Below are 26,628 nucleotides of genomic sequence, written 5' to 3' on the forward strand. Positions count from 1 at the left end.
CTATGGCAATACGGTCTTGTGGTCCATCGAGTCGCCCCAGTCATTGATCCCGCTGAACAGCACGGCGGTACCCGAGGGAAACCGCCCGGGAGGCACCTCGCCCCCGGTCGTGGGCTTGATCGTGAACTCGGCTGTTTCTCCGGGGAGCACATGGCCCGGCCCTACTGGGAAGTTCCGGCTCTGGGACTCCAGCGCGATATATCCGAGGTTGGCGACATAGGCCGTTGGATTGCGCGCCCGCAGCACGGGATGCCCTTGTTCGTCGCTCTGGATCGCCCACTCCAGCTGGGTCGCCGTCTCCTCGGCCTTCCCAGGTAGGCCGGTTGGTCGGTACATGAGCTTGATGCGTGTGCGAAAGGCGATCTGCAGGTGGCTGTTGCCCGTGCTGTCCTTGGGCGGCACGTTCAGCACGTTCAACCAGAACAGGGTTTCCTTGTCCTTGGGTAGAGGCTCGCCCGAATAGATGATGCGCAGCGTCTGCTGTCCCTGAGGGTCCAGGCGTGACAGCGTGGGGGTGAGCAGGAAGGGAACGTCGAGCTGGTCGGGTGATTCTCTTTCGTTGCCCCGGTCCAGCCAGACCTGTACCAGCGAGGGCTCGTTGCCGTCGTTGGTCATCTGCAGCGTGACTTCCTTTTCCTCCGACGGAAATATCACGCGCGTGCCACTGAGGATGATTCCAGCGTGGCTATGGCTCAGCAATGAGAAGAACAGGAGTCCCAGGAAAACGGAAAAAATGGTGCGCGAACGAATATTCGTCGACATGGGAGCGCTCTCGGGAAAGAAATGGAGTTCCACCGACGTGGGAAGATTTGCCAATCACCTGGCAAGATGATTGGCAAAATTCTGGGGATATCGAAGTCTATTTATGGATAGACCATCTCAAAGTTGACTTCGGTATTGCCGGCGCCCCCCCCCACGTTGGGGCCGGTGGCAATATATTCAGCCGAGAAATCCAGCGAATTGTTGTCGCCAGGGGAGAGGGAAATGACGGTGGAGCCCTGGCTTTGTGCCGTGGGCTGTTGCAGCTGCATCTCCGTTCCGGAGGAATTGTTGATACGGACTTGCAGCCCCGTTGCCGCATTGCTTCCAGGGGTGAGCTTCAATCGACCCGTGGTGGTATCCACATTGGTGCCATAGAATTTTACGTATGCCTGCGAAGGGTAGTTGCCGCCGCCGGGTGCAGCACCCGTCGAGCATTTTTCGAGATTGATCTTGAAAGGTTTCCTGCTGTTTCCGGTGGTGCCGGTTCCCGTGAATTCGGAAGGGGAGATGGTGCCGAACGAGACCGTCTGGTTGACGCTGTCGGATTTGATGCTGCAGGTGTTGTGACGGATCGTTCCCGTGAAATTGACTTTCCCGATGGAAACCACCTGTGCATTCGCCGCTCCCATGGTCATGAGGGCGAGGGTGGCGATGGAAGACTTTAAGACCAAGTTTTTCATTTCTATTCCTTGAAAAAAATTGGGCAGATCGATGTTCAAATCTGCGCTGCATGCTGGGTTGGATCGGTCTACTTCTGATTCATGGGAACTCCCTCGGTTGACGTATGCAGATATCTGAGGTGATGTGGTGCCATGGAGGTATGGCAAATTGAAATGCATGGCATGCTTTGAATGCAGCGACACAAGAATAACTATTGCGCATCTGGAAATGCTTAAGAAAATTCTTATGTTTCAAACGGGCCGGTGCTCGGAATATTCCTGCCGGAGTCATTCCCCGCCTTGCCCCTGGCGGTCTTGCTGTCCGGTGTGTGGGCCACGGTGCTGCGGTATGGCTGGGCGCAGGGGGCTGGCGCGGAGTCATGCAGGTGTCGGGGCACATCCGCCATCGGCGGCGCGCGCGCGGGCCAGCCGGGTGCGATCCGCGCTGCAGTGCGTCGACTACTGGATGAAGGCCTGTCTGATCAGCCGGTGCGGCGTGCGGCCCATCGGTGCTGGGCGGCGGCGGGGATGCGCTGGCGCAGTGCATCGTCGACTTTGGTGCCTGCGCCCGTGGCCGGGGCGTGGAGTGCGTCGAAGGAGCGGGTTTCGGCTGCCGGGGCACAGCCGGAGATGCATGCAAGTGATGGAGGTTTCACCTTTTGATGGTTGCCGTGAACCCTCGATATTTCAGCGGCAACAGGGAGGCAGGAGCCTCTGACGAGGGCGGGCAGACCGCCGCCCCGGGTCTGGCACACACCCGTGCCGCGCAGGCGGCGGCACAGATTGCCTACTGGTAGTTGATCGTCACCAGGGCTTCGGCATTGGCCTGGCCTCCGCCGGAAACGCTGCTGCCGGTCTGCTTGTAGCGCGCCTGCAAGGGGATGCTGTAGCTGAAGGCCCCGCCCCCGGGCGGCGGGCTGATCGTGCCCAGGTAGTGGCTGTTGGGGCCGTTTTGCGGGCCGAGATGCAGGGGAATGCCATTCCTGAGAATCTGCACGCTCACCCCACTGACTTGGGGCGTGCTGAGCGACAGTGCATCCGTGGTATTGCCCGTGTTGGTGTTGTCGGTCAATGTCATGGTGGCACTGAGGCTGGTTCCCTGTGTCCCGCCAGAGCAGGCCAGATCAAGGGTGAAATCCTGCGGCGTGGTCACCGTGTTCACCCCCGTGAATCTCGATATGGGGTGTGTTCCCAGCGGCACAGCAGCAATCGGCTGCAATGTGCAAGTGGGTCTGGTGATCGGTGGCGTGGTCGAGCCACCCTGGAATCTGTATTCGAAAAGAACTTGATTGGTTGTCTGTGTTAATTCATACGCAAAAGGCCCAGTGAAAATGCCGTCTGTGCTTTGAATGTGACCCGTTTTGATAAATTCAATTTCCGCATAGATGGGGCTTGGTTTGAACGGTTGAAGGCCTTGAGTAGGAAATGAAACACCATGGATGCTCATGCTTAAAACACCGAGGCCTGGTATCCTGGTGGGATAGGTTCCGGAACTGTCGCGATATTCGGAGATAACGAAGCTCGGATGCATTTTCAAATAGACATCGTTAGGATTATCGCAGTAATATCCTGCGTTGCCTGAAATGCCAGCAGAGATTTCAAATCTAAAAGAACCCATGCTTCTGCCAATTTGGACAGTATTTGGATCTTTCATTTGATTTTGTGGGGAGCCTACGTAGATGTAGTACGCGTCATTTGCTGATGGTGGAGTGATACCGCTGCCGAAAAAAGTGCAGTAGTTCGCATGAGAGGATGGCGTGAAGAAGCTGAAAAAAGCCATGGCGAGCCACAGGTGGATATGGGTGTATTTCATTTTCTTGCGTGTACATCACGCCACAGGAATTCTTGCGATGGACCGGTTTGGATGAGGGCGCTCTGCGGATCACCATCCAGCGAGATGGTTCGCCGTATTTTCTCGGGGTTCCATGTAGGGCGCCTTCATGCTCTCAGGCATGACGGTGCTTTTTCAAAGATTAAAATCTGAACTCCCCGAGAACCTGGCCGTCCATCATGTCCTGTGCAAAGGTTCCCACGAAGGGGCCGGAACAGGAGGCTTGTCCGGTCCTGATGAGATCGATCTTTACCGCGAATTTATTGGGTCTTGAATAGCCATAAGAATATGGAATGATGCGGGGATAGGTTGTTTGGGTGGTGGTGTTTGCCGCGCTGGAGGCATACGGGTAATCATCGACGGTAATGCGCAGTCCGATGCCTGGAATATTGCTGGGGTAGATGTTCCCGTTGATGGGGTTCCCCATGCCGGTCAGTTGAAGCGTGTTGGATCCCCCGCCGCAAATAAGCCTCCCGGGTTGGCTGGGGTAATAAGCGTTCGATTGCATGACGAGTTGTATGAGGCCGAAAGATTTTCCAATTTCCACGCTGTTGGGATCATGGTAAAGGGTGGTGACTTTCTGGACGACGGTATAAATGTAGTGATTACCGGTCTTTGGAGGATTTGCGGAAGGGGGAAAATAGCAAATTGCTTGCGCAGATGAAATGGAACCCAGGAAAATGGCAGCGGAAAGAAAAGCAGTGCGGACGTGTTTCATATCTTCGTCTTTGGTGGATAAAACGATGGCTGAAGGAACCAGGGTTCAGGTATTGGAGGCCGCAATGGCATGGGGCGGCTGGGGCGCCAGCTGTGCCAGCGTCCGATCGAACTTGAGCTTTTGGGTGGGGGACTGGGGTGGCATGGCGGCCTTGCGCTGCGGGTCCGCGCCGAACTGGGGTACGGAGTCGGCCTGGGTTGTGGTCACGGCTTCGGGCGGCAGGCTGCCGAGTCGGGTGCTCAGGCGCAATCCCTGCAAGCTGTGTTCGCTGGCGGGCTTTTGAGGCCTGGCGTGGTCGGCGAGCCCCGCCACCTGTGGCGGCGTCGCCGACCCTCCGGCCTTGGCCACGCAGGACAGCTCCAGGCTGGGCGGCGCCTGGTAGCCGGTGCCGCCCTGTCGCTCAGGCAGCGCATAGGACATGCCGCAGGAAGCGGGGCCGGCCTTGGTCTTCCACTGCGCCTGCAGCTCGCCCTGGTCCTGCAGGCCGCGCAGCAGCAGCTTGCCGGCCTGGCCGACCACGCCCAGGTCCTTGCCGCTGGCGTCCGAGATGGTGGCGCCGAAGGGCAGGGGCGTGCCATCTTCCTGCTGGCTGCGGATCACGGCCGAGCGGCTGTAGGCCGTCTTGAAGACCACCATGGCGGCGGCACCGGCCACGGGCGCCACGTGCCGGCTGGTCTCCTGCAGCTCCACGTCCATGGAGATGCCCTTGGGGTCCAGCGACACCTCGTTCATGGCATAGGGTGTCATATAGGGCACGACGGCATAGCCGCGCGCATCGATGCGTGCGCCCGGCGTATGGGTGAGGCTAGCCCCCTCGGCATGCTCGGCCCGCACGATGGCGAAGGTCTCGCCCACGGGCTGCGACAGCGTCACGCCGCCCGGGTGGGCGACGACGGCGCCGCGCGCGCTGACCGACAGTTGCCGGCTGCCCCGGCCCGCGCCCAGGCTGCCGCTCAATTGCGCCAGCGGGCCGCGGTAGGTGCCGTTGGCGCTGCCATACAGTCCTGAGCCCTGTCCGTACCCTGGGGCACTACTGCTGTACTCGGTGTTCAGCCCATAGGAAAAGTCCCGGCCCACGAGCCCGGAGGTACTGGCCTGGAGCTGGCTGGTGCCGTTCGAATTGCGCATGTAGCGGGTGGACACGCTGGGCAGGCCGTCGCCCAGCGGAATCGTCACCCCCGCGTAGAACTGGGTGCTGGAGCGTCCCCAGGCATCGCGCTGGCGCGATACCGACAGGTTGTAGGGCACGCGGCCCCAGGAATTGCTGTAGCTGGCCGAGAAATTGACATGGTTGCCCTTGCGGCCCCAGTAGTTGGCCAGGGAGGCGGACAGACCCAGGTTGCCGGCCCCGGGCCCCATGTTTTGCCCCAGGGTCAGCGAGGTCTGACTGCGCAGCCGCTGCAGGCTGCCCGAGGGGCGGCCGGCCAGGGCCAGGTCGCGCGTGCGCATGGCATCGTTCAGGCCGAAGAAGCCATTGGTCGAGTAGCGGTAGGTGGCCAGGGCGACGTGCGTGCCGGTTTCCTGGAAGGACTTGGCGTAGGTGCCACGCAGGCTTTGCCCTGAGTAGCTGCGGTCGTTGGGAATGCGCGTGCTGGCATGCGTGAGGTCCATGCCGAAGGCGCCCCAGGTGGTGTTGAGCACGGCCCCCACGGTGGGGGAGACATAGCCCTTGGCCACGGTTGCGCCGCCATAGGCGGTGACCATGTTCGACAGGCCGTACTGCCAGCCGCCCTGTGCGAAGAACGGGGCACTGTCGGGCAGGTGGCGCACGGTGCCGGCCGTGAGGCTGTAGCGGTGGCGCCCCTCGCGCAGCGAGCGCGGCACGGCCGCATAGGGTACGGAGAACGAACGCACGGAGCCGTCGGCCTCCGTGACGTCCACGCGCAGGTCGCCGCCGTAGCCCATGGGAAACAGGTCGTCGATCACGAAGGCGCCGGGGGCGACCGTGGTTTCGTACAGCTTGTTGCCGTTCTGGTGCACGGTCACGCGGGCATTGGTCTGGGCCACGCCGCGCACCACGGGGGCGAAGCCGCGCTGCGACTCGGGCAGCATGCGGTCGTCAGTGCGCAGCCGCACGCCGCGAAAGGACACGGAATCCATCAGTTCGCCATCCGTGTACGAGTCCCCCAGGATCAGCTGCGAAGACCAGTCCGCGATGTCGCGCTGTACATAGGTGGCGATGCCCTGGTAGCGGCGCCGGCCCCCATCGCTCAAGCTGAGCGAGCCGTTGTGCCGCAGATGCCAGCGTTCGTAGTTGAAGCCGCCATTCAGGCCCAGGTAGCTCTGGGTGCTGCTGCCCCTGGAGCCATTGCGTGCATGGTAGGTGTTGAAGTTGTAGCCCAGCAGGGCGGCGGGCACCCCGGCGGTCCACTGCGCGGGGTCCACATAGCCACGCGCGACGCGCCGCATCAGAACCTGGGGAATGCTCAGGTCCAGCCGCTGCGTGCCGGGGTCGAAGCGCGCGGTGGCACCCGCAACCCGTTGTTCGAGCCGAGGGCATGCAGCATCTGAGTCCTGTGTGCCAACGGCGCCATTGATGCCACTGGCACCACCGGTTTTCTCGTCCCCGCCCGTCTCGTCCTTGGGCAACTGGGCCATGTCGATACCTGCGCGCTCCAGCAGGGCCTGATCGAAGCAGGGATGGGCGCCCATGTCCGCCTGGGGGGCCGCGAAACGCACCTCGGTCCGCCCCAGCCAGTTGCCGTTGACATAGACGTCGGGGACGTACAGGCCCGGGTCCGTGGCGTTGCCGTAGGCGAAGCGGGAGATGTCTATGCCTTTGCCGCCATAGACGAAGGCGCTGTCGAACTCGATTCTGGCCGGCGTCTCTGCGGCGCGCTGTGTGGCCGAGGCGCGCAGGCCCACCTGCCAGCCGGCCAGGGCCAGGAGCAGCAAGGCATGCAAGGGCCTGGCCTTGAAGGGGAATCTGCGCGCCCACCGGGCCACGCGGGGTTGGATCGTCATTGCCTTGCCTTCCGTGAGCACGTCATCCGTTGGGCTGGCGCATGGCTGCGCCCTCAGCCGGGGCGGGTGCTGCCGGCCGCTCTGTAGATGTCTGCAGCGGCGGCCGCCTGTGGCCGCCGCTGGGGGCTTGCGGGCGCTGTTGCCTAGGGCCCCAGTTCGGCCTGGTGGTCCTTGGCCGCACCCCAGTCGTTCAGGCTGGTGAAGACCACGGTGGCGCCGGGCGGGAACTGCCCGGGCAGGGTCTCGCCTTCGGCAGGCTTGTTGAAGGGGAAGCTGGTGGTCTGCCCGGGGAGCGCGGGGTGGACGTTGTCGGCCTGGTAGCGCTTGTCGCCCACTTGCAGCGAGAGGTGGCCCAGGTTGACGACATAGGCACTGGCGTTGTGTGCGCGCAGCACGGGCTGCCCGTTGTCGCCCGTGCCCAGGGCCCATTGCAGTTGCTCTGGTGCCTCCCCGGACTTGCCCGGCAAGCCCTTGGGCCGGTACATCAGCTTGATGCGTGTGCGAAAAGCCAACGACAGGGAGCCGGACGACTCTTCCTCGGCCTGGGATTCGCCCTTGGGAGGGATGTCGAGCACATTGATCCAGAACAGCGACTCCCTGTCCGTCGCCAGGGCCCGCCCGGAATGGAGGATGCGCAGCGTCTGCTGGGCCCCGGGCTCCACCCGCGTGAGCGAGGGCGCCACCACGAAGGGCACGTCGGCGACCGCGGACGGCTGCGAGGCATCGTCCCCCTGGTCCAGCCAGGCCTGCACCAGGGAAGGCCTTTGGCCTTCGTTGGAGATCTTGAGGGTGACTTCCGCCTGGTCGGCGGGATATATGACCCGGGTGCCATAAAGAACGATGCTGGCATTCGCGGAAAGCGCAAGGAATGCGGTGGACGCCATGGCCAGCAGACGCGCCCATGGACCATATGGCCTGTTTTTCCCCGACATAGGAGATCTCGCTATGGATGGATGACATGGACCCCATTCGGCATGGGGTGGCAGGAGTGCCTGCCGCTGGAGGACGGCAGGCACTCTCCTGTAGTGATGGCCTATCTATTTAGGAATAAGACATGACGAAGGTGGCGTTGACCGTTGCCGGGCCGACGCCCAGTGGAAGCGTGGCCACGTAAAACCGCGAAAGAAAACTCAGGGTGTTTGTTCCGGCCACGAGGGTGACGCCGGCGGAGTTGTTGCGCAGGTCCCAGGGGGTTGAGGAACCATGCTCCAGCAGCTCGATATCCACGCTGGTGTTGCCCGTCGTGCTGAAACGTCCTGCGGAATTGATGGGTCCTGTGAATTTCACGCTGGCCGAGCTCGGTTGGTTGTTCGAGCCTGGGGTGGAGCAACCCGTCAGGGTAATCACAACCGGCTTGGAGAAAGCTGCCTGTGCGACATTGCCCACGGCTCCGCCACCACCGGTAAAGCCGGTCGCGTTGGGTGGAACGACGCCGTAGTCGATGGTCTGATTGCGACTGGCGAGTGCAACGACACAGGTCACGGGGTTGATGTCACCGCTGAAGTTGACGGTTCCGCTCTGCTGGGCATAGGTCGTTCCCATTGCCAGCAAGGACAGGCCGGCAATCGAGGATTTGATCAGGAATTTTTTCATTTCAATGGAATGTGTCTGGTAATGGAAGTGCTGCTGATCGGAAAGATCAGCCGCGATATCGGTGGATGTCGCCGTATGAAGTGATTGATTTCTATGTATTCCCTCCCTCATTGAATATCCCGGCCTTTGGCCTTGAGAATGCCAAGGCATGACTGCGATCTCTCCGGATCTGCTGGCTGTTTGGTGTGTCTGTCTTTTGCGCCTTGACTGGCTCGGTGCTGGACGTGGTGGAGACGGCGCACCGGTGGCGCTTGACATAGATACCGAGTGTGAGGATTCCTCAGGCGGAAAGAAATAGGACAAATTCTGAAAATGGCGAAAATTCTCTAGGAATAGTCCTATTAATTCCGATTTTTATAGGACTATTCCTAGTTCACGGGGCTGTGGGGCCCCGCCAGGCGCGCATTCCCCGGTGCGCCATTGCCAGGAATCAGGGCGCCAGGGGCGCTTCGTGCCGGGCGGAGGCACCCCAGTCGTTGAGGCTGTGGAAGATCACGGTGCCGGCGGCCAGGGCGCGGCCATCGACGCCTTGCACGGGGAAGGCGGCCGAGCCGCCCGGCAGCACATGGCCGGCGCCGGCTTCGAAGACGCTGCCGCCCGCCTTCAGGTCCACACCCCCAAGGTTGACGACATAGGGCGTGGGGTTGGTGGCCTGGCTCACTTGAATGTGATTCTTCCGCCCATGCTGCGCATGGGCGCCTTGCATTGCTGCGAAGCCGAAAGGGCTGGGCATGCCTGTCTTCTGTGCCATATTCATCATTTCATTTCATTTCTTTCGGAATTGCCGTGGAAAAGGCGTGTCCATACTCCATGCCATGGAGCAGGTCCAGTGCTGTCGACTGTAATTTCCATGACTCAGTGGCCTGCCTCCTTGCTCACGCCCATGAAATACGCTGTTGAGCAAGTCTTCGGTGCAATGGATTGAAGAAAAAATGTGAATTTTGATTTTTCCGTTTTCGATGGATGCGAGTAATGAATTTATGCCTATGCCCAAGGCAACAGGCCGCTATTGCGCAAACCCTATGCGGTGTGCCAGTGGCCCTCTGGAGGGCGAGAGAGCGGGGGGAAGGAGGCGGCACAGGGCCGCCAGGGGACGCGCAGCATGCGGTGCCGTGCACCGTGGTCACGGCATGGGCTGGACAACGAGAGGGGGAAGGCCGCCAGGGTGCGGTATTCCTGGGGCGGGGAGGAGTGCGTGGGGCTTCGCCGCTCCCCGGGTTCAGGCACGGCGAGTGCCGTGCGAGGCCATGGCCGCCTTTACTGGTAGCTCATCGTGAAGATGGCCTGCGCATAGACCTTGCCGGCCTTGATGGGAACGCCCGTCTTCACGTAGCCTGCCTTCAGGGGGATGGTGAACTCGGTGGTGCCCGGGGCCTGGTTGATCTTTCCGGCTTCCCATTGATTGGTAGTGCCGGCTGCGCTGGATGCGGGACCAAAGCCCAGTATGGTGTTGTCTGCCTTCATGATATGCAGGCCAATACCTTCGGCGAGTTTTTCACCTGGAATCTGGCTGGTTTTCTGCAATGTTAATACCTTGCCGAAATTGTTGGCCTGGTTCGCATCCGTCAAGGTGACGAATGCGCGCGTGGCGGTGCCGCGGTCGCCACCTGAGCAGTTGAGCTTGATGTTGAAACTCTTGGTTCTGGCGGGTACGACACCGGCCTGGCCCACTTCCGATGCGTTGATCTTCTCCAGATCGACCGATTGACGGCTATTGGCCACACTGCACGTGGGGACTCTGGGGGTGACTGCTATATCAGTGCTGAAACTGAATTCAATCAAGGGGTCTCCGCTGACTGCATTATTTTCGCGGTAATACATGAAGGCTCCTCTTAAAAATCCAGGAGCAGTGATGTCGCCTGTCTTGACAAGTGTGATGGTGATGGGGATGTTTACATACCATGTCATGTTTCCTTGAATGTTGCCTCCTTTGTAAGGCATATAGCTTGCTATCGCTCCTGCCATATGTATTACCACGCCGATTCCATTCATGGATGTGCGGAAAACACTTTTGGTTCCCATGCCATGAACCATCATTTCTGTTGGAGTTCCAATTCCAGATATATGGAGTGGAACTCCTGGGTAGGAAGTGGAGCATTTTGAAGAGACGTTGCTGACGTTCATGGTGCCTGTAATAGATTCGCCAATCGGTTGACCGTCAACGTAGTCCCCCGGGTTGAAGGATGGTATGGCGCTGAGACCATTGATGCTTGCCTTGATGAAATTGACTTCAACGCCGTTTTGGTAATTGGTACATGATTTTGCAAAAACTTTGAAATTCACCGTGCTGCATAGTAGAAATATTGCAGCCAAGGTGGTCAATTTGCTGAGTTTTATATTTTTCATGGTATGGATGTATTAATTTTCATGCTAAGAATTAGCATGATTTGAAGGTGGTGAGATTCATCAAAAATTTAAAGCGCCTAACATGTTCTGGGTGCCACTGCCATTTGTTGTCATGACCTGCTGCCCAGGGTTGCAGCAACGGTGGCAGCATCAGCCACCCTGTCCTTGCCCAGTGCGGCCAGCGTGCGCTCGATCTTCAGATCACGCTTGCCTTCGGCCTGCGGGGACTGTCGCTGCGCGTCGGCCACCGGTGGGCGCGGCTTGCCGGCTGGGCCCGCGCTCTGCTCGGGCACCAGCACGCGCACCGTGGTGCTGAGCTTGAGGCCGGCCAGCAGGCGTGTGCGTTCCTCCACGGGGGCGGTCGCTGGTGCGGTCACGAGGGCGGGCGCCGTGAGGGCGGCCAGCGTGGGCGTGGCCACGGCGGCCGTGGGCTGGCGCTGGGGCTTGGCCTTGGCGTACTGGATGTTGCCGGTGCAAGGCAGGTGCAGGCTGGTCATGGACGAGGTGTCCGCGCCGCGCTGCCTGTCGGGCAAGGCATAGGCGAGGTCGCAACTGGCCTGGCCGTCCGGCGTTTCCCATTTCACCTGCAACCGACCCTGGTCGGCCAGGCCGCGCGCCAGCAGCTTGCCGGCCTGGCCGACGATGGCCAGGTCCTGGCCCTTGTCGTCAGACACCGTGGCGCCGAAGGGGATGGGCGTGCCGTCGGGCTGCGTGGCGTTGATCACGGCCGAGCGGCTGTAGCTGGTCTTGAAGACCAGCAGGGGCACGGCACCGGCCACGGGGGCCACGCGCTGGGAGGTTTCATGCAGCTCGACGTCGGTGGACAGGCCCTTAGGGTCGATGGAGACCTCGTTCATGGCATAAGGCGTCAGGTTGGGTACCACGGCATAGCCACGCGAATCGATCTTGACGCCCGAGGCGTTGCCGATGCTGGCGCCCTCGGCATCCTTGGCCTGGACGATGGCGAAGGTCTCCCCCACCGGCTGCGACAGCGTGACGCCCCCCGGGTGGGCGACGACGGCGCCGCGCGCACCGGCCGAGAACTGGCGGTAGCCCGATCCCGCGCTGACGCTGCTGGACAGCTCGGCATACCGGCTGCGGTAGGAGGCGTTGGCGCTGGCATCGACGCGCGTGCCCGCGGCGCTGTAGGGGCCGTTGGTGGTGCTTTCGTAGTTGCCGCTGAGCCCGTAGTACAGATCGTTGTTCTCACCCAGCGAGCCCGACAGGCTGGCCATGGCCCGGCTGCGGCCCTGGGAGTCGCGGCTGAGGTTGCTGGACAGCGTGGCCGGCCGCTCGTTGCCGCCCAGCGGAATGGACAGGCCCGCGTACAGCAGGGTGCTGGACAGGCCGTTGGCATCGCGCTGGCGCGTGGCGGACAGGTTGTAGGAGAGGTTGCGCAAGGAGTTGCCGTAGCCGATGGTGTAGTCGTTGCTGGCACCCTGGCCGTTCCAGTAGCGCGTGGTCGCCGCGACGAAGCTGAGGTAGCCGCCGCCCGTGCCGAATTGCTGGCTGAGGTTCAGCGATGCGCGGTTGCGGGGCCGGCTCAGGCTCAGCGATGGGGCGTTGACCAGCGCCTGGTCCTGCGCCCTCAGCGCGTCGTTGAGGCTGAAGAAGCCGTTGGTGGAATAGCGGTAGGCGGCCAGCGAGACATTGGTTCCCGTGGCGGCGAAGCTCTTGGCGTAGCTGGCCCGCAGGCTCTGGCCCGAGTAGGATTTTTCGCCCGGGATGCGCGTGGTGGCGTGCGTCAGGTCGGTGCCGAAGGCACCCCATTCGGTGTTGAACACCAGGCCGATCATGGGAGCGAAGTAGCCCTTGGCGATGCTGGCACCACCGTAGCCGGTCAGCGCGTTGGTGAAGCCGTACTGCCAGGTGGCCTGGGCCATGAAGGGCGAGCTGTTGGGCAGGTGGCGCACCACGCCGCCGGTGAGGCTGTAGCGGTGCTTGCCTTCGCGCAGCGACAGGGGCACGGCGGCATAGGGCACGGCGAAGCGGCGCACGGAGCCGTCGGCCTCGGTGATGCTGACCTGCAGGTCGCCGCCATAGCCCGTGGGGTAGAGGTCGTCAATGACGAAGGGGCCGGGCGCGACCGTGGTCTCGTACAGTTTCATGCCGTTCTGCATGATGGTCACGCGGGCGTTGGAGTTGGCCACGCCGCGCACCACGGGCGCGAAGCCGCGCTGCGACTCGGGCAGCATGCGGTCGTCCGAATGCAGGCGCAGGCCCCGGAAGGAGACGGAGTCCAGCAGGTCGCCGCCCGTGTAGCTGTCGCCGATGACCATCTGCGAGGACCAGTCGGGCAGGTCGCGCTGCACGTAGGTGGCAATGTTCTGGTAGCTTTTGCCGCCCTGGTCGTTCCAGCTGAAGGAGCCGTTGTGGCGCAGGTGCCAGCGGTCCAAGTTGAAGCCGCCGTTGATGCCCAGGTAGCCCTGCGTGCTGTTGCTGCCGTTGCCGTTGCGCGAGTGGTAGGTGTTGAGGTTGTAGCCGAGCAGGCCCATGGGCACGCCCGCGTCCCATTGGTCGGGACTGACGTAGCCGCGCGCCTGGCGGCGCATGGCCATCTGGGGAATGGCCAGGTCCAGGCGCAGGCTGTCGAAGTCGAAGTGCGAGGAGGCGCCAGCCACGATGTCGCCGATCTGGGTGCAGGCGCCGCCGTCGGCCAGCCGGGCCAGGGCGGCCTCGGGCAGGGCCGCCATGTCGACGCCGCTGGCCGCGATCAAGTCCTTGGCGAAGCAGGGCTGCGCATCGGTCTTGCCCGCCATGGCCTTGAACTGCACTTCGCGCCGGCCCATCCAGTTGCCGTTGACGTAGATGTCGGTGCTGTACGGGCCGGGCTGGACGACGTTGCCCCGCGCGAAACGCGACAGGTCCACGGCCTGGCCGCCATGCAGGAAGCGGCTGTCGAACTCCAGCCGGTCGGGAATGGCGAGCGGTTTTTGCGGAGGGGTCAGCCCGGCCTGCAGGGCCTGTGTCTCGTTTTGCCAGCAGGCCAGACTGGACACGATCAGTACGTAGATCGGCTTGCGCTTGTGGTGGCCCATCGACAGGGGCCTGGTGCCTTGCTGTTTCATGTTCAGTGGTCTCTCATGAAGATCCGGCGGTTGCCCTGGAGTGGAGGTCGCTTGCAGGCAGGGTGCGGGTGGAAGGGGCGATGCGCCGGCTGAAGGGCCGGTGCGCCGTCATCTGGCAAGAGGGGCTTCGTGCGACTGGCCGCCGCCCCAGTCGTTGATGGCGGTGAACTTCACCGTGCCGCCACGCAGGCCGGTGCTGGCGCTTTCCGGCAGTGGAAAGTCGGCGGTCTGGCCGGGCAGGACGTGGCCGGCGCCCGCGTTGGCGCTGTGGCCGCCGGACTCCAGCGCGATATCGCCGAGGTTGACGATGAAGGGCGTGCCGTTGCGGGCCTGCAGGGCCAGCCGGCCGTCGGCCTGGGTCCGCAGGCTCCATTGCAATTGCGCGGGGGCGTCGAGGGCCGTGCCCTGCAGGCCCTTGGGCCGGTAGATGAGCTTGATGCGGGTGCGGAAGGCGAATTGCAGACTGTTGGCGTCTTCTTCGTCCTGCGCCTTGGGCGGCACGTCGAGCACGTTGAGCCAGAACAGGGACTCCCTGTCGGTGGGCAGGGGCTCGCCCGAATGGATGATGCGAAGGGTCTGCCCTTTCCTGGGCTCCATGCGGAAGAGACTGGGCGTCATGACAAAAGGCACGCTGACGTTTTGCAGCGAGGCCGTGCTGTCGCCCTTGTCCAGCCAGGCTTGCACCACGGCCGGCAAATCGCCCGAATTCGTGATCTGCAGGGTGGCTTCCTTTTCGGAAGCCGGAAAAATGATGCGTGTCCCGGAAAGAACGACGCTTGCCTGGGCCAGGGCGCAAAGCAATAGGAAGGGCAGGGCCATGAAGGCCCGGCATAGATGGCGTATCGCCGGCATGGGAAATCTTTCAAGAAGAGGGAGGGTTTGATTCGCCAGTGCCCGGAGGGCGCGCCATCAGCCTCGATGGACTGTTGGCGCGCTTGCCGGTTTAGGGGTAGGTCAGCGAATAGGTCACGGAGGTGATCAGCGTGCCGGGAGTGACGGTTTCACCCGTTCCCACATATTCTGCGGAGTAATGCAGAACTGCTTCGCCGGTGGTTTTATTGATGTCCACGAATTGCGACTTCTGGTCTGCCTGCTGGGCACCGATCTTGATGTGCTCATACTTGTCATTCAGAAGAGCGATTTCCACACCCTTCGCCGAGCCGGAGCCGGCGGTCAGTCGGCCGGTGACGGGATTCACGAAGGCGCCGTTTTCGAAATCCAGGCCCACTTGAGCGGGGGAGCCGCCAGTGCCGCACTTGGTGATCTTCACGTGGAAGGCCTTGCGGCCGCCGGTGCTGCCAGCATCCTTCAGCTGCGTGGCAGACATCTTCTGCAGGTCGAGCTTCTTGAAGGAGTTGGCCACGTCGATCTCGCAGGTGGAGGTGATGACCTCGCCCGTGAAATCGATCTTGCCGCTGGTCACCGCGGTTTGTGCTTGGGCAGCGCCCAGGGCCAGGATGGAGGCGATGGCGATGGAGGCCTTCAGTGCGATTTTCTTTTGCATTGCGATTGCTTTCGGTTGATGGAAATGGGTAGAAATCGGAAATACCCGTGCATCAGGTGATTTTCCGAAGTGTCAGTGGATGGCCGCTGTTGATGGAGAGGTCAGTGTTTCATCTGTGTTGCATGAATACCCCGTTTTTCCTGAGTTGATGAGAATGGGCAGTTCATCTGGATTGACTGCCATGCATTGGAGTGTTTTTGAAAACCATGTCGATGCTCTTTTCGATGAGTTGAAGAGCTATTTCTGATTCATTCCAGAGAATTAGAAAACATTGACATGATGGAAGGTCGCTATCATGCAATGCTGCTGAAATAAATGGCTAAGAATCTTCTTAAATGACCTGATGTGCCAATTGCTGGCTGTCATTGAGGCTGGTAGATGGCTTCTGAATGGGATGCCTGGAAATGGGCGTGCCGGATGGCCGAATGCGGTGGCAATGCCCAGGCCACTGCCGGTGTCCAGTCGGAATGCGGGTGCGTGCGGTGCCACGGGTAGGACGGGCGGCGTGGCCCTGCCCGGCGGCAGGTGCACCGGGGCGTGGGAGGGGAAGGGGGGGAATGTGGCCCGTCATCGCGGCGAGGGATGGCGGGCCTGTCGCCGCCGCTGGGCACGGCAGGATGGGGCTGGAGCGCGCCTGGGCGCTTGCGGGTCAGGCCCGGGCCAGCAGGTGCCGGGTCAGCTCGACGAAGCCGTCGCCACGTTCGGCCTGGGTCACGTGGCGCGGCAGATGGGCCAATTGGGGCACGAAGCGCGCGATGTTGGCCACGCCCACGCTGTGGGGCATGTGCTGGAACATGAGCTGGTCGTTGGTGGAGTCGCCGATGTAGACCCAGCGGTCCAGCGTGGCATCCAGATCCAGGTCGAACAGGGTGCGCACGATCCAGCGCGCGCCTTCGAGCTTGTTGTGGGCGCCGAACCAGCCATTGATGTGGATGGAGCTGACGGTGGCGTTCATGCCGGCGGCCTGCATGATGGCCACGCAGCGGTCGATGTCCTGCAGGGGCATCCGGGTGAACTCGCTGTGGTCCACGGCGATGTCGCATTCGCGCCCTGCCGAGTCGGTGGCGCGCAGCGCGCCGGGCACCGTGGCCTCGATCTCGGCCAGCACCTGCTGCATGCGTGCGTAGTTGGCGGCACGGGTGGCCTCATCCTGCTGGTAGAGCCTGTCCAGGCCGCCCTGGGCATTGCGCCTCAGGGCCACGGCGCCGTTTTCGGCCACGATGGCATCCACGGGCCAGGCCTGGGCGAAGGGTTCGCTCCAGCCCACGGGGCGGCCGGTGATGGGCACCACGCGCAGGCCGGCCGCCTTGAGCTGGCCAATGGCATCCACGACATGGTCGGGCACCACGCCCTCGGTGGTCAGGGTGTCATCGATGTCGGTGAGGATGCCCAGGGGCGAGGCGGGAGGGGTCCAGAGGGATAGCGGCTGGAGTGTTGTGGGCACGGTCGTCAAAATGCAAAAGCCGCCCGAGGCGGCTTGGGAGAAGGGGTTGGCCTTGCGCGCACGCAAACGCGCGCAAGGGCTCCATCCTACTGCCTGGCGAATTCGACGATGGCCTTGTAGAACTTGTCGGAGCCGTCCTTGGGGTTGTCCGGGGACAGTTCCATGCGGTTGACGCCGTGCTCGGCGGCACCCTTGAAGCGCTGGTCGATCACGGAGAAGTAGTAGGGGCTGATGAAGCGGGCCCCTGCGTCGAAGTGTGCCTTCAGGGCCGCCAGGTGCGTGCCTTCGAGTTTCCACTGCTGCGGGTTGAACTCGGGCGCGCCGTAGCCGCTGCCGATCTGCTGCTGCTTCATGAAGCCGCGCAGCCAGTCGCTGTTGGTGGCGCCGCCGTACATGTTCAGGCCTTGCCTCCAGGGCGCCTTGCCGTCGAGGGTCTGGGTGGATGCGAACAGCTGCGGGTTCCAGGAAGGGTTCACATCGGGAATGATCTGGTGGGAGTACAGCTTGGCGGCCGGCAGTCCGGCGGCGATGGCGCGTTCGTGGAAGACCCGCAGGAAGTTGTAGACCTGTGACTCACGATAGAGATTCCAGTCGCGTGCCAGCGGGTTGTAGTAGACGTCCTGCATCGGCGATGGCATGTCCAGCCAGGAGCGCACGCCTTTTTTTTCCAGCATGGAAAAGGGCGGCATCCAGCCCAGCCGCTTGGGCATCATCCTTACCACAGGCTGGCTCTGATCGCGTGGAACGACCGTGAAATTCACGTCGGCCATCTTGTAGCTGCGCCCCTGGGACTTGACCACGACCTGGGCTACATGGGGGCCCGGGGAGAGCTTGCTGTAATCGAGGTTGTGGCGAAAGCCGGTATTGGGATCGGTGATGTCGGCTACCGCGCGGTAGACATCCAGGCGGTTGAGGCCGCGTGCCATGGGGCCGACGGGCTTGCCGTCCACATGGAGGTCGATTCCTTCAACTTGGCGCTGCGGATCCCAGAGCCAGCCGGCGATGGGCAGAGTGCCGTCGGCGTATGCATCGTAGTGCTCGCCGAAAGAGGTGAGCTTTTCCTTGCGGATGTCCTTGGAGGGTGCGGGAATGGCGTCGAACGATGGGTAGTCAAGCCCCGTCCGGGCTTTGAAATCCTGGATGTCCTTGTAGCGCGTGCGCAGCCAATGCCGGAAACCGGCAATGGAGCCGGGGCTGTAGTCCGTCACCCGGATATCCTTGTATGCGCCCATGCCGTTTTCGAAGTCCGGGAACATATGGTGCAGTTCCCCTGCCAGCGTATAGGCGGCGATACGCTCCTGCACGGACTGGGGCAGCTCCTGGATTTTCCTGGCAACGTACTCCAGTGCCTTGAAACGATAGTGGTTGACGGGGATGTCCGGATCTGTGGACAGCGTATATGGAAGAATGCTGTAGCCGAAATAGTCTAGCTTCAGCGGAGTACCGCCGCGCAGCTGCATGAGATTTTCAGGGGACTTGCGCAGCTCTTCCACGATGGGTCCCAGCGAGTCAAAGTGGTCTGCAGAGAAGTAGATAACCACAGGGCGCTGGACCTTGCGGATGACATCCAGAAAACCATCGACCTTGGCCTCGTCGATTTCCCAACCTTTGGCGGTCTGCTGGTACAGGTCCAGCAACTGCAAGGTCGCTGTGTAGCCGATTTGCACGGAACCCTTGGGGCCGCCAGGTTCCAATTGATCCAGCAGGCGCGTGACGGCAGCGGAGCCGTCGAGGCGGTGTTTGCGGCAGAACGCGTACGCCTCTTTCAGAGTCCGGATATTGGGGATTGCGACTGCTTCGTCGCAGAGCGCCATGCCCTCCACAGTGGGGGCAATGACCAAGGGTTGAGGATCGGTCCGCTCCGGATCTGCCGCATGGACTGCGCCGGTCAGCGTGAACATTGCAAGTCCAAGCCGGGTCAGTACATGAAGCTGGGAAAAACAGGATGGGATTGGAGTTGGGTTCATTTCTGCAGATAAGAGAGCTGGCAGCCTTCCCGGATTCTGACTGGAAAATGGCCGGTTCAATTTTTCCTGTAATTGTCTTGTATTTGGGAAAATCAGAGTCTGCGAAGCTTGATCTATAAGGATTGGGACTTTGCGGGGCTTGCAATATTGGGGGCTGGTGCACCCAGCAAGGTAGAAATATTTCTCTTGAGAATTTGATAGGAAGGCCGTTCAACGCATCGATACCATAGCCATGAGAATATCAATGTGGCTGCCAGAGTGGAAATGGCCCATATCGTATTGGGGAGATGTATCGGGAAATTTTGATACATTTTGCTCATTGCGATCAGGATCATGATGTGGCTGAGATAGATGCTGTATGAGGCATCTCCCAAGGATTGCAATACTGCCCAGGGGGTTATGCCTCGGCGCTCCAGCTCCATTGCGCAGGAGATAAGGCAGCATGAGAATCCGCCAAAAAGAATGGCTCTTTCTCCATTGTGGAAAAATCCGGCCATGCCGCTGGCATTCAAATTTCCATGGATCTGGTAAATATATGCTGTAGTCAAGAATGCGGCGGCACCCAGGGCCCAGAGATAAATGGGTTGCTTGGGGTATCGGTGGATGAGCTCTGCGAGAAGAAAGCCGGCAATGAATTCAACCACCAGCGGCGAAGCATAAAAGGGGATCAGCAGGCTTGCCTTGGCTTTGGCTTCATTTTCTGGGAGATACATCCCATTCATGTAAAGCCAGACATTGAAGATGATGAGAGCGAGGCCGATGAATCCCAGGGTTTTTGCAGCATGGCGCCTCTGCCAGAGAATGATCAAGGCAACCGCGACATAGAAATAGAGCTCGAAACTCAAGGTCCAGGTGATCGGCAGCAGGTAGAGCATCAGATCCTGGGGCCACAGGAAGAAAGATCCCCAGAAGTTGGTTTGCGGCTTGATGCTCTTGAAGCTCCAGGCCGCGACAAGGTAGATGAAGAAAAAAGGCCACCAGCCGATATATATGCGGCCAAATCTCTGCATCAGGAAGCGCGTGGCTGAATGCCATCCCGGATTGAGGGCTCTCGTGGTTTCCGCCATGATCAGGCCGCTGATCACGAAGAACAGATCGACACCAGCAAAGCCTAGGCGGGACACTGCCTCCGGAAGAAGCGTCAGCGTGAATGGCGTCACGGGCGGAGTCATATGGTGAAGAACCACCCAGAATGCGGCGAAAAACCGCAAGGTCTGCACATTTTTCAGCATCTTATTTTCCTGGATGGTTGGCTTGTCTCTGGATGGTTTTCTCAGGGCTTTCAGTGTCGGATAGTATCACGCTGAGTGGCTCCTGGGGGGTGCTGCTCACGTCATAATGCAGAAAGGCGATGAGGAATTGAATTCCAATCAAGACGGGGAGGCCTGCCAGCATGACCGTTCCACTGCTTGCCGGGAGGTGGTGCAGGGAGCTGCTGATCCAGTGGATGCCTCCGAAGATGATCCCGAAAATTAACAGGAGCAATCCGACGATGCTGTAGACGGTACCGACATTGAAGTCTCTCAACAGGTAATTGTAGAAGTAGCGCTTCCCGATGCGGATGGCATGCTTTCTCAGAAATTCCGGAAGAATCTTGCCAATTTTTAGATTGGACTCTTCGTCCGCATAGATCGCATCCATGGGAATGTCTTTGACAACGGCGCGGATTGTGTTGAGTCGGAAAAGCATGTCCGTTTCAAAAAAATACCGTTTTTCCAGCTTGTCAATGGGCAGCTCTCGCAAGACGCTGGTGTGAATGGCGGTATATCCATTCGATGGATCCATGATGTTCCAATAGCCACAGCTGATCTTGGTGAGGAACGATAATACCGTGTTTCCAAAGAGGCGGATCTTTGGCATGCTTTGCACGGATTCCAGCCTGAAAAATCGATTGCCTTTGGTGTAGTCTGCGCGCTTTTGCAGGATCGGGCGAATGAAAAGCGGCAGCAGCTTGGGGTCCATTTGTCCATCGCCATCTATTTTCACGACGATATCCATGCCATCTTTGATGGCTTCCTGGTATGCGGTGCTGACCGCTCCACCGACTCCTTGGTTTTCCGAGTGAAAAAGAACTTTGACCCTGGGGTCGGTACAATTTTGGAGAATCCAGTTGCCACTGCCATCCGGGCAGCAATCGTCGACCGCATAAATGGATGTCACGCACTCGGGGATATTCTCTATCACACCCATCACATGCTGAGTGACTTTGTAGCAGGGGATGGCAACGGATATTTTCATGGTATTCAAGAAATCAATGCGGCGCCTGGGATGTAATAGTGATCCCTATGGCGATGAACAGCCCTCCGATAATAGTCTTGGGATGCATTGGTTCATTGAGAAAGATCCAGGCGAGTGTGGGCACCACGATGAATGCAAGGCCCATGATCGGGTAGGCGAGATAAAGAGGTGCGCTGCGCAGCACCCAGACCCATGCGAGTGTGGTGATGCCATAAAGCGCAAGGGCCACGAGCAGCCAACCGTTGAGTGCGATATCCACAAGGGTGGGCGAGGGCGGGATGGCAGCCGCCGCCTTCTTGAACAAGAGCTGTCCTAGCGAGATGCCCAGGACGCAGATGACGGCCAGGCTGGTGAGAAAAGGGGTCATGAGATGGACGGATGAATCGTGGCGGACTGTTGCTTCGGTGTCGCTGCGGGTGGCTGGTGCAAGACCGGACTGCGGCGCCGGTCTGGCTGGCGCGGCCCTGTCGAGGAGCCGATGGCGGGGTAGGGCGCAGGCTTGTGTGGTCAGCGATCGGGTCTCATGGAGGCGGGGACTGTGGACGGTCCAGGCAGTTTCCTCTGGATGCTGCCCGGGCCGATTATTGCAGTCGCTGTGTGCAAACGTGCCATCGTACTGCTGTCGGGGCTGCGGCGGCAGTTGGCTGCACCCTTGTGGCTAACTTTCCAGGGTACCCGATGCTGGACGGGGGCCGGATGGGTGTGTGTTCTGTGTGAAATCCAGGCAGGCGGGTGGGGCTGCCGCTATCCAGTGCCTTACGGCGGTTTTAGTTGCTTGGGGTGCGGCCAGAGTCAGGTAGATTCGGGGTTTCCTGGAAGACCCCGGTTGTCGTTGATCCGGTAAGTGTCCAATGCGGCGTCTTCATAAATTGTTTCAATACTGATGTTTCGCTTACTTTTCGCGCTCATTTTCTTATGTGTCTCCTGGGGGGCACAGGCTGAGGTGCCAAAGCAGCCCAAAACTTTCGGTGCACTGGAGGCATGGACATTTGACCCGTCCGCCAAGCAACTGGCGCTTCGCGGATGGGTGCTTGCTGGCAAGGATGGAAAGACTCCGCCGGTATTCAAGCTTTCCTTCATGGGCAATGAGTTCCAGTCCCAGGATCTGGTCTGGACGCCCAGGGAGGGAATCACGGCGGACAGTCCCTTCACGGGGGGGCAGGTTGGGGTGGGTTTTGACTGGGTGGTGAGCTTGCCTGGAGGTATTCCGGGTGGTGTGCACCCGATCCGTGTGGAGGTGGCCTACCCTGATGGACAGCATGCTGCTCTGCGAAGTGTCCAGGGGGAGCCTTCTGAAATCGTTGTGAAGAAAATAAGAAAAAGCCACTGGTGGGCGCTGGGAATCGTCTTGGCCGTTGCTTTGGTCATCCGTTTTGGACGTGTGGGACGCACTGCCTTGGCGGGCAAGCTGAGGCTATGGACAGAGGGCCGGGGCGGCTATCTGTTGATCGTGGGAATTCTTGGTGTTCTGGTGACCTTTGGCGTCACAGGCAGTTCCGTTGGCCTGCTGGTGTCGGGAAGTCCGGTGGGGCACAGTTTTGTGGACTTCAAAGGCAGTCAGGCGAAGCTGTTCGACCAGCGTCCGATCCGAGGGGATGAGTGGGGAGTCCTGATGCCAAATGTTCTGGCACAGGTAAACCATGAACCGAAGTTCCCGGTCGTGAATGAAAACATCGGGCTGGGTGGCCAGAATATGGGGGTCATCGGCATGACGGGTGCTCCTGTCCTGCAGTGGGCAGCCTTGGCGAAGCCGGCAACCTGGGGATACTTCTTCCTGCCGTTGCGTCAGGCCATGAGCTGGCAATGGCAACTGCCATTTTGGGGGGGACTGCTGGCGGTCTGGTTGTTGCTCAATGTGTTTCGGCCGGACAGACGTGGGCTCAATCTGGCCTTGTCATTCGCTTTTTGCGTGGCGCCCTATGCAGCAGCCTGGTCCAACTGGCCTTTGTACGCGACGCTGTTCCCCGCACTGGGCTTTGTGCTGGCATGCAAGCTGGTGCAGACACCTCAGCGCTGGCGTGGCCTGCTGCTGGGGGTTGTACTCGGCTGGCTGTTGGCATGCTGGTTCCTCGTGCTTTATCCGACCTGGCTCATCATCGTTGGCAGCTTGCTGTTTTTCATGGGGGTGGGGTGGTGTGTCGATCACCGCAGCCAGTTGCACTGGGGGTGGCCCCAGGTTCTCGGGGTACTCGCTGCAGCAGTGGTTGCGGCCGCGTTGCTGGGCAGCTGGTGGATGGATACCCATGATGCGGTGGCACTGATGAAGGCCACGGAATACCCGGGCAGGCGAGGGGCCATGCCTGGTGGCGATCTGGATTGGCTGTGGCATCTGCGGGGATACAACAATGCGGAGGTTGTCACGCATACACCGGGGTCGCACACGGACGAGTCCTCGGCAAGCTCCTACTTTTTGCTGCCACTGATGCTGGCCGTGCTGTGCGTGGGGCATCTGGTCAAACGTCAGGAGCGGCGCTGGGCCGTGACCGCTTGCGCAGCCTTTATCGCCTGTTACTGGATCTATGCATTTGTCGGAGTGCCCATCTGGCTGGCCAAGTACAGCCTGTGGGGCAACATGCCCACCACCCGCATGGATGTGGGTATGGGGCTGGCTGCCATCCTGCTGATCGCCCTGACGGCAGGGCCTGCTCGCGTGGACATGCCGTCAAGGCTCGGCGCATGGCAGAGTTGGCTTGTTCCGGCGTTGGCCACCGTCGGCAGTACGCTGCTGATTGTCTGGATGCTTTCGCATACGCCTCTGGCGTTCATGCCGCAAGGTAGCTGGGTCTATACGACGGCGATGGCTGTTGTCGGGGCTACGATGTGCTGGTGGATGCTGAGGGGGCGGGTCGCGGCGGCCGTATCCATGCTGATCGCCGTGCATCTGCTGGCCACTTTGACTTTCAATCCCGTGTCCAGGGCTCCCAAGAGTATTACCCTGGCCGAAGGAAACCGTCCGTATGTGATGGATTCCAATGGCCGGCACCTGAGAACCCTGGTCCTCAATGGAGATGGGATCGGTCCGCAAATATTGGCGGCGGCAGGTTTTCCCATTGCAAATGGCGTGCTCTATTATCCTCACAAGGAATTTTGGGTGAAAATGGAGCTTCCTGAAGATCAGTGGAGTGCTGTCAATAGATATCAGCATCTTGGTTTTTACATTAATTCAAAAACACAAGAGTCTGCTGGATACAAGGCAACGGCTGCCTCATTGGATTATGTGCGTGTTGATATTCATCCACAGCGATTCGATTTTTCGAAAACAGGTGCGCAGCGGGTTGCCGTTCTGGCATCGCAGGAAAAGGAGCTGCGTTCCAACCCCTCAGTGAGGTGGCTGGGTGAATACCGGGGTATGCACTGGTTCTCAGTCAAGGGCGAGGATTGAAGGATTCATCTTCCAGGCGCGGAGTAGGGCACTGTGCACTTCGAAGAGAATCTGCTGGCTTGCATTTCCCGCCCCGGAGCCGGCCTGCCGCTGGATGGATCAGATACTGCTGGACGTGGCAGGTGCTTCTGCGCGGTGGACACGCAGAACTGCTTCATGCCTCATCGGGCAAATTGGGTGCTCACCTGCCTTGTTATAGGCATTTGGTGGGTTTTTCTTTGCCACTGGGCGGCAAAAACCGGGGATGTCCCCCCCCGGCTTCGCCTTGGACGATGGCCCGGCAGGCGGATTGTTGCGTTCAATACCGGTGCTGCGGCGCGGCAATGCGCCCTGGCCTCGTTAGCTGGACTGCAACGCCAACCCCGCATGCTCGCGCAGCGGATGGAAATGGATCTTCGGAAACCGCTCCTGCGCCAGACGCACGTCATACGGAGAGGTGCACAGGTAGGCCAGCGTGTCGGCCGCATCGCGCGCCATGCGTAGCGGGTAGGCGTTCTCGAATTCGCGCAGCTCGGCCGGGGAGTCGGCCGTGATCCAGCGCGCTCCCGTGTACTGGCAGCCTTCCAGGCGCACGTCGCAGTCGTACTCGGTGTTCAGCCGGTGCTGCACGACTTCGAACTGCAGCTGGCCCACGGCGCCCAGCAGCATGTTGCCGCCGGCCTCGGGCTTGAAGACCTGGATGGCGCCTTCCTCGCCCAGTTGCATCAGGCCCTGCTGCAGCTGCTTGGTTCGCAGCGGGTTCCTGAGCACCACGGTCATGAACATTTCCGGGGCGAAGAAGGGCAGGCCCGTGAACTGCAGGCTTGCACCGTCGGTGATGGTGTCGCCCAGCTGCACGCCGCCATGCGTGGTGAAGCCGATGATGTCGCCCGCATAGGCCTCTTCCACGGCCTCGCGGCGCTGGCTCATGAAGGTCACGACGGAGGTGGGGCGCAGCTCCTTGGCCGTGCGCTGCACCTTCATCTTCATGCCGGGGGTGTACTTGCCCGAGGCCACGCGCACGAAGGCGATGCGGTCGCGGTGGTTGGCGTCCATGTTGGCCTGGACCTTGAAGACCACGCCGGAGAAGCCTTCGTCCTCGGGCTGGATGACTTTTTCCACGGGCTGCTTGTTGACCAGCAGCGAGCTCTTGCGCGGGCCGGGCGGGGGCGACATGTCGACCACGGCGTCCAGCACTTCCATCACGCCGAAGTTGTTCACACCCGAGCCGAAGAACACGGGCGTGAGCTTGCCGGCAAGGAAAGCTTCATGGTCCCAGGGGGCCGAGGCGCCCTGGGCCAGCTCCATGCTTTCGAGCGCATCGTCGAAGGCCTGGCCGAAGCGCGCGCGCAGCTTGTCGGACTCGGCCAGCGGGATGGCCTCGAAGTCCTGCGGGCGGCGCTCGCTGCCGGGCTGGAACACCGTCATGGTCTGCGTGAGCAGGTTGATGATGCCGCCGAACTGCTTGCCCTGGCCCACGGGCCAGGTGACGGGGCAGCAGGGCATGCCCAGCTCGCGCTCGACCTCGTCCAGGATGTCCAGCGGATCGCGCACTTCGCGGTCCATCTTGTTGACGAAGGTGATGATGGGTGTGTCGCGCTGGCGGCAGACCTCGATCAGGCGGCGGGTCTGCGATTCCACGCCGTTGGCGGCATCGATGACCATCAGCGCCGAGTCCACGGCCGTGAGCACGCGGTAGGTGTCTTCCGAGAAGTCCTTGTGGCCAGGGGTGTCGAGCAGGTTGACCACATGGTCGCGGTAGCTCATCTGCATGACCGAGCTGGCCACCGAGATGCCGCGCTGCTTTTCGATTTCCATCCAGTCCGACGTGGCGTGGCGGCTGGCCTTGCGGCCCTTGACGGCGCCGGCGATCTGGATGGCGCCCGAGAACAGCAGCAGCTTTTCCGTCAGCGTGGTCTTGCCCGCGTCCGGGTGGGAAATGATGGCAAAGGTCCGGCGGCGCCGGGTTTCAGAGGCGTATGACACAGTATTGAAGGCACAAGGGCAGGGCAGGGCCTGCCAGGAAAGGGAGACGCAATGTCTGTCGCGGGCGGCCAGTGAGCCTGGAGCCAGGCGAGGCCGCAAATGGCCGCCATTCTACTTTCGCACCGGGAATATCGGTGAACAGGGATGCAAGCCAATGCCCGGCTTTCTTGATGCCGTCTTGATACGG

General features: G+C 60.9%; 20 protein-coding genes. 2 read left to right on the forward strand and 18 right to left on the reverse strand.

Annotated elements, in window-relative coordinates; all coding sequences use genetic code 11:
• The 12 genes from L1Z78_RS03365 to L1Z78_RS03420 form a co-directional block, all read right to left on the reverse strand.
• Complete coding sequence (locus L1Z78_RS03365) at window positions 1–762, reverse strand: molecular chaperone (RefSeq protein ID WP_267966997.1); 762 nt, start codon at window positions 760–762, stop codon at window positions 1–3.
• A 101-nt stretch (window positions 763–863) separates the two neighbouring features.
• On the reverse strand, window positions 864–1,481 hold the full coding sequence (locus tag L1Z78_RS03370) for a fimbrial protein (protein ID WP_234640146.1): 618 nt from the start codon (window positions 1,479–1,481) through the stop codon (window positions 864–866).
• Window positions 1,482–2,208: 727 nt separating this feature from the next.
• Window positions 2,209–3,234, reverse strand: a complete 1,026-nt coding sequence (locus L1Z78_RS03375; RefSeq protein WP_234640147.1) for a fimbrial protein — start codon at window positions 3,232–3,234, stop codon at window positions 2,209–2,211.
• 160 nt (window positions 3,235–3,394) lie between these two features.
• A complete protein-coding gene (locus tag L1Z78_RS03380; protein ID WP_234640148.1) occupies window positions 3,395–3,970 on the reverse strand; it encodes a hypothetical protein in 576 nt (191 codons plus the stop codon).
• Window positions 3,971–4,015: 45 nt separating this feature from the next.
• A complete protein-coding gene (locus L1Z78_RS03385; protein WP_234640149.1) occupies window positions 4,016–6,934 on the reverse strand; it encodes a fimbria/pilus outer membrane usher protein in 2,919 nt (972 codons plus the stop codon).
• Between the two features lie 143 nt (window positions 6,935–7,077).
• Window positions 7,078–7,818 (reverse strand): molecular chaperone, encoded by a 741-nt coding sequence (locus tag L1Z78_RS03390; protein ID WP_234640150.1) that lies wholly within the window; start codon window positions 7,816–7,818, stop codon window positions 7,078–7,080.
• A gap of 157 nt (window positions 7,819–7,975) precedes the next feature.
• Window positions 7,976–8,677 (reverse strand): fimbrial protein, encoded by a 702-nt coding sequence (locus L1Z78_RS03395; protein ID WP_234640151.1) that lies wholly within the window; start codon window positions 8,675–8,677, stop codon window positions 7,976–7,978.
• Between the two features lie 280 nt (window positions 8,678–8,957).
• A complete protein-coding gene (locus tag L1Z78_RS03400; RefSeq protein ID WP_234640152.1) occupies window positions 8,958–9,188 on the reverse strand; it encodes a hypothetical protein in 231 nt (76 codons plus the stop codon).
• Window positions 9,189–9,784: 596 nt separating this feature from the next.
• On the reverse strand, window positions 9,785–10,873 hold the full coding sequence (locus L1Z78_RS03405) for a fimbrial protein (RefSeq protein WP_234640153.1): 1,089 nt from the start codon (window positions 10,871–10,873) through the stop codon (window positions 9,785–9,787).
• A 110-nt stretch (window positions 10,874–10,983) separates the two neighbouring features.
• The gene (locus L1Z78_RS03410; RefSeq protein ID WP_234640154.1) at window positions 10,984–13,941 is read right to left on the reverse strand and encodes a fimbria/pilus outer membrane usher protein; all 2,958 of its coding nucleotides are present in this window, start codon (window positions 13,939–13,941) and stop codon (window positions 10,984–10,986) included.
• A gap of 108 nt (window positions 13,942–14,049) precedes the next feature.
• Entirely contained in the window at window positions 14,050–14,793 is a 744-nt protein-coding gene (locus tag L1Z78_RS03415) for a molecular chaperone (RefSeq protein WP_234640155.1), read from the reverse strand.
• Between the two features lie 91 nt (window positions 14,794–14,884).
• Complete coding sequence (locus L1Z78_RS03420; RefSeq protein WP_234640156.1) at window positions 14,885–15,445, reverse strand: fimbrial protein; 561 nt, start codon at window positions 15,443–15,445, stop codon at window positions 14,885–14,887.
• A gap of 79 nt (window positions 15,446–15,524) precedes the next feature.
• On the opposite strand from L1Z78_RS03420, the gene L1Z78_RS03425 reads away from it, so the two are divergent.
• A complete protein-coding gene (locus L1Z78_RS03425; protein WP_234640157.1) occupies window positions 15,525–15,692 on the forward strand; it encodes a hypothetical protein in 168 nt (55 codons plus the stop codon).
• Between the two features lie 402 nt (window positions 15,693–16,094).
• Here L1Z78_RS03425 and L1Z78_RS03430 read toward each other — a convergent pair whose 3' ends face one another.
• The 5 genes from L1Z78_RS03430 to L1Z78_RS03450 all read right to left on the reverse strand — a co-directional run bounded on the left by L1Z78_RS03430 (window position 16,095) and on the right by L1Z78_RS03450 (window position 21,461).
• Window positions 16,095–16,889 (reverse strand): HAD-IIB family hydrolase, encoded by a 795-nt coding sequence (locus tag L1Z78_RS03430; RefSeq protein ID WP_234640158.1) that lies wholly within the window; start codon window positions 16,887–16,889, stop codon window positions 16,095–16,097.
• Between the two features lie 86 nt (window positions 16,890–16,975).
• On the reverse strand, window positions 16,976–18,790 hold the full coding sequence (locus L1Z78_RS03435) for a hypothetical protein (protein ID WP_234640159.1): 1,815 nt from the start codon (window positions 18,788–18,790) through the stop codon (window positions 16,976–16,978).
• 179 nt (window positions 18,791–18,969) lie between these two features.
• Window positions 18,970–20,088, reverse strand: coding sequence for an acyltransferase family protein (locus tag L1Z78_RS03440; RefSeq protein WP_234640160.1), 1,119 nt, complete (start codon window positions 20,086–20,088; stop codon window positions 18,970–18,972).
• Window position 20,089: 1 nt separating this feature from the next.
• Window positions 20,090–21,094, reverse strand: coding sequence for a glycosyltransferase family 2 protein (locus L1Z78_RS03445; RefSeq protein WP_234640161.1), 1,005 nt, complete (start codon window positions 21,092–21,094; stop codon window positions 20,090–20,092).
• Window positions 21,095–21,107: 13 nt separating this feature from the next.
• Window positions 21,108–21,461, reverse strand: a complete 354-nt coding sequence (locus L1Z78_RS03450) for an EamA family transporter (RefSeq protein ID WP_234640162.1) — start codon at window positions 21,459–21,461, stop codon at window positions 21,108–21,110.
• A 516-nt stretch (window positions 21,462–21,977) separates the two neighbouring features.
• On the opposite strand from L1Z78_RS03450, the gene L1Z78_RS03455 reads away from it, so the two are divergent.
• Window positions 21,978–24,476: a DUF7657 domain-containing protein gene (locus L1Z78_RS03455; RefSeq protein ID WP_234640163.1), complete on the forward strand. Its 2,499-nt coding sequence runs from the start codon at window positions 21,978–21,980 to the stop codon at window positions 24,474–24,476.
• Between the two features lie 339 nt (window positions 24,477–24,815).
• On the opposite strand, the gene L1Z78_RS03460 is transcribed toward L1Z78_RS03455, so the two are convergent.
• Window positions 24,816–26,441 (reverse strand): peptide chain release factor 3, encoded by a 1,626-nt coding sequence (locus L1Z78_RS03460; protein WP_234640164.1) that lies wholly within the window; start codon window positions 26,439–26,441, stop codon window positions 24,816–24,818.
• Window positions 26,442–26,628: the final 187 nt, after the last annotated feature.

Origin of the sequence: Delftia tsuruhatensis (assembly GCF_903815225.1) — a bacterium.
Taxonomy (GTDB): domain Bacteria; phylum Pseudomonadota; class Gammaproteobacteria; order Burkholderiales; family Burkholderiaceae_C; genus Comamonas; species Comamonas tsuruhatensis_A.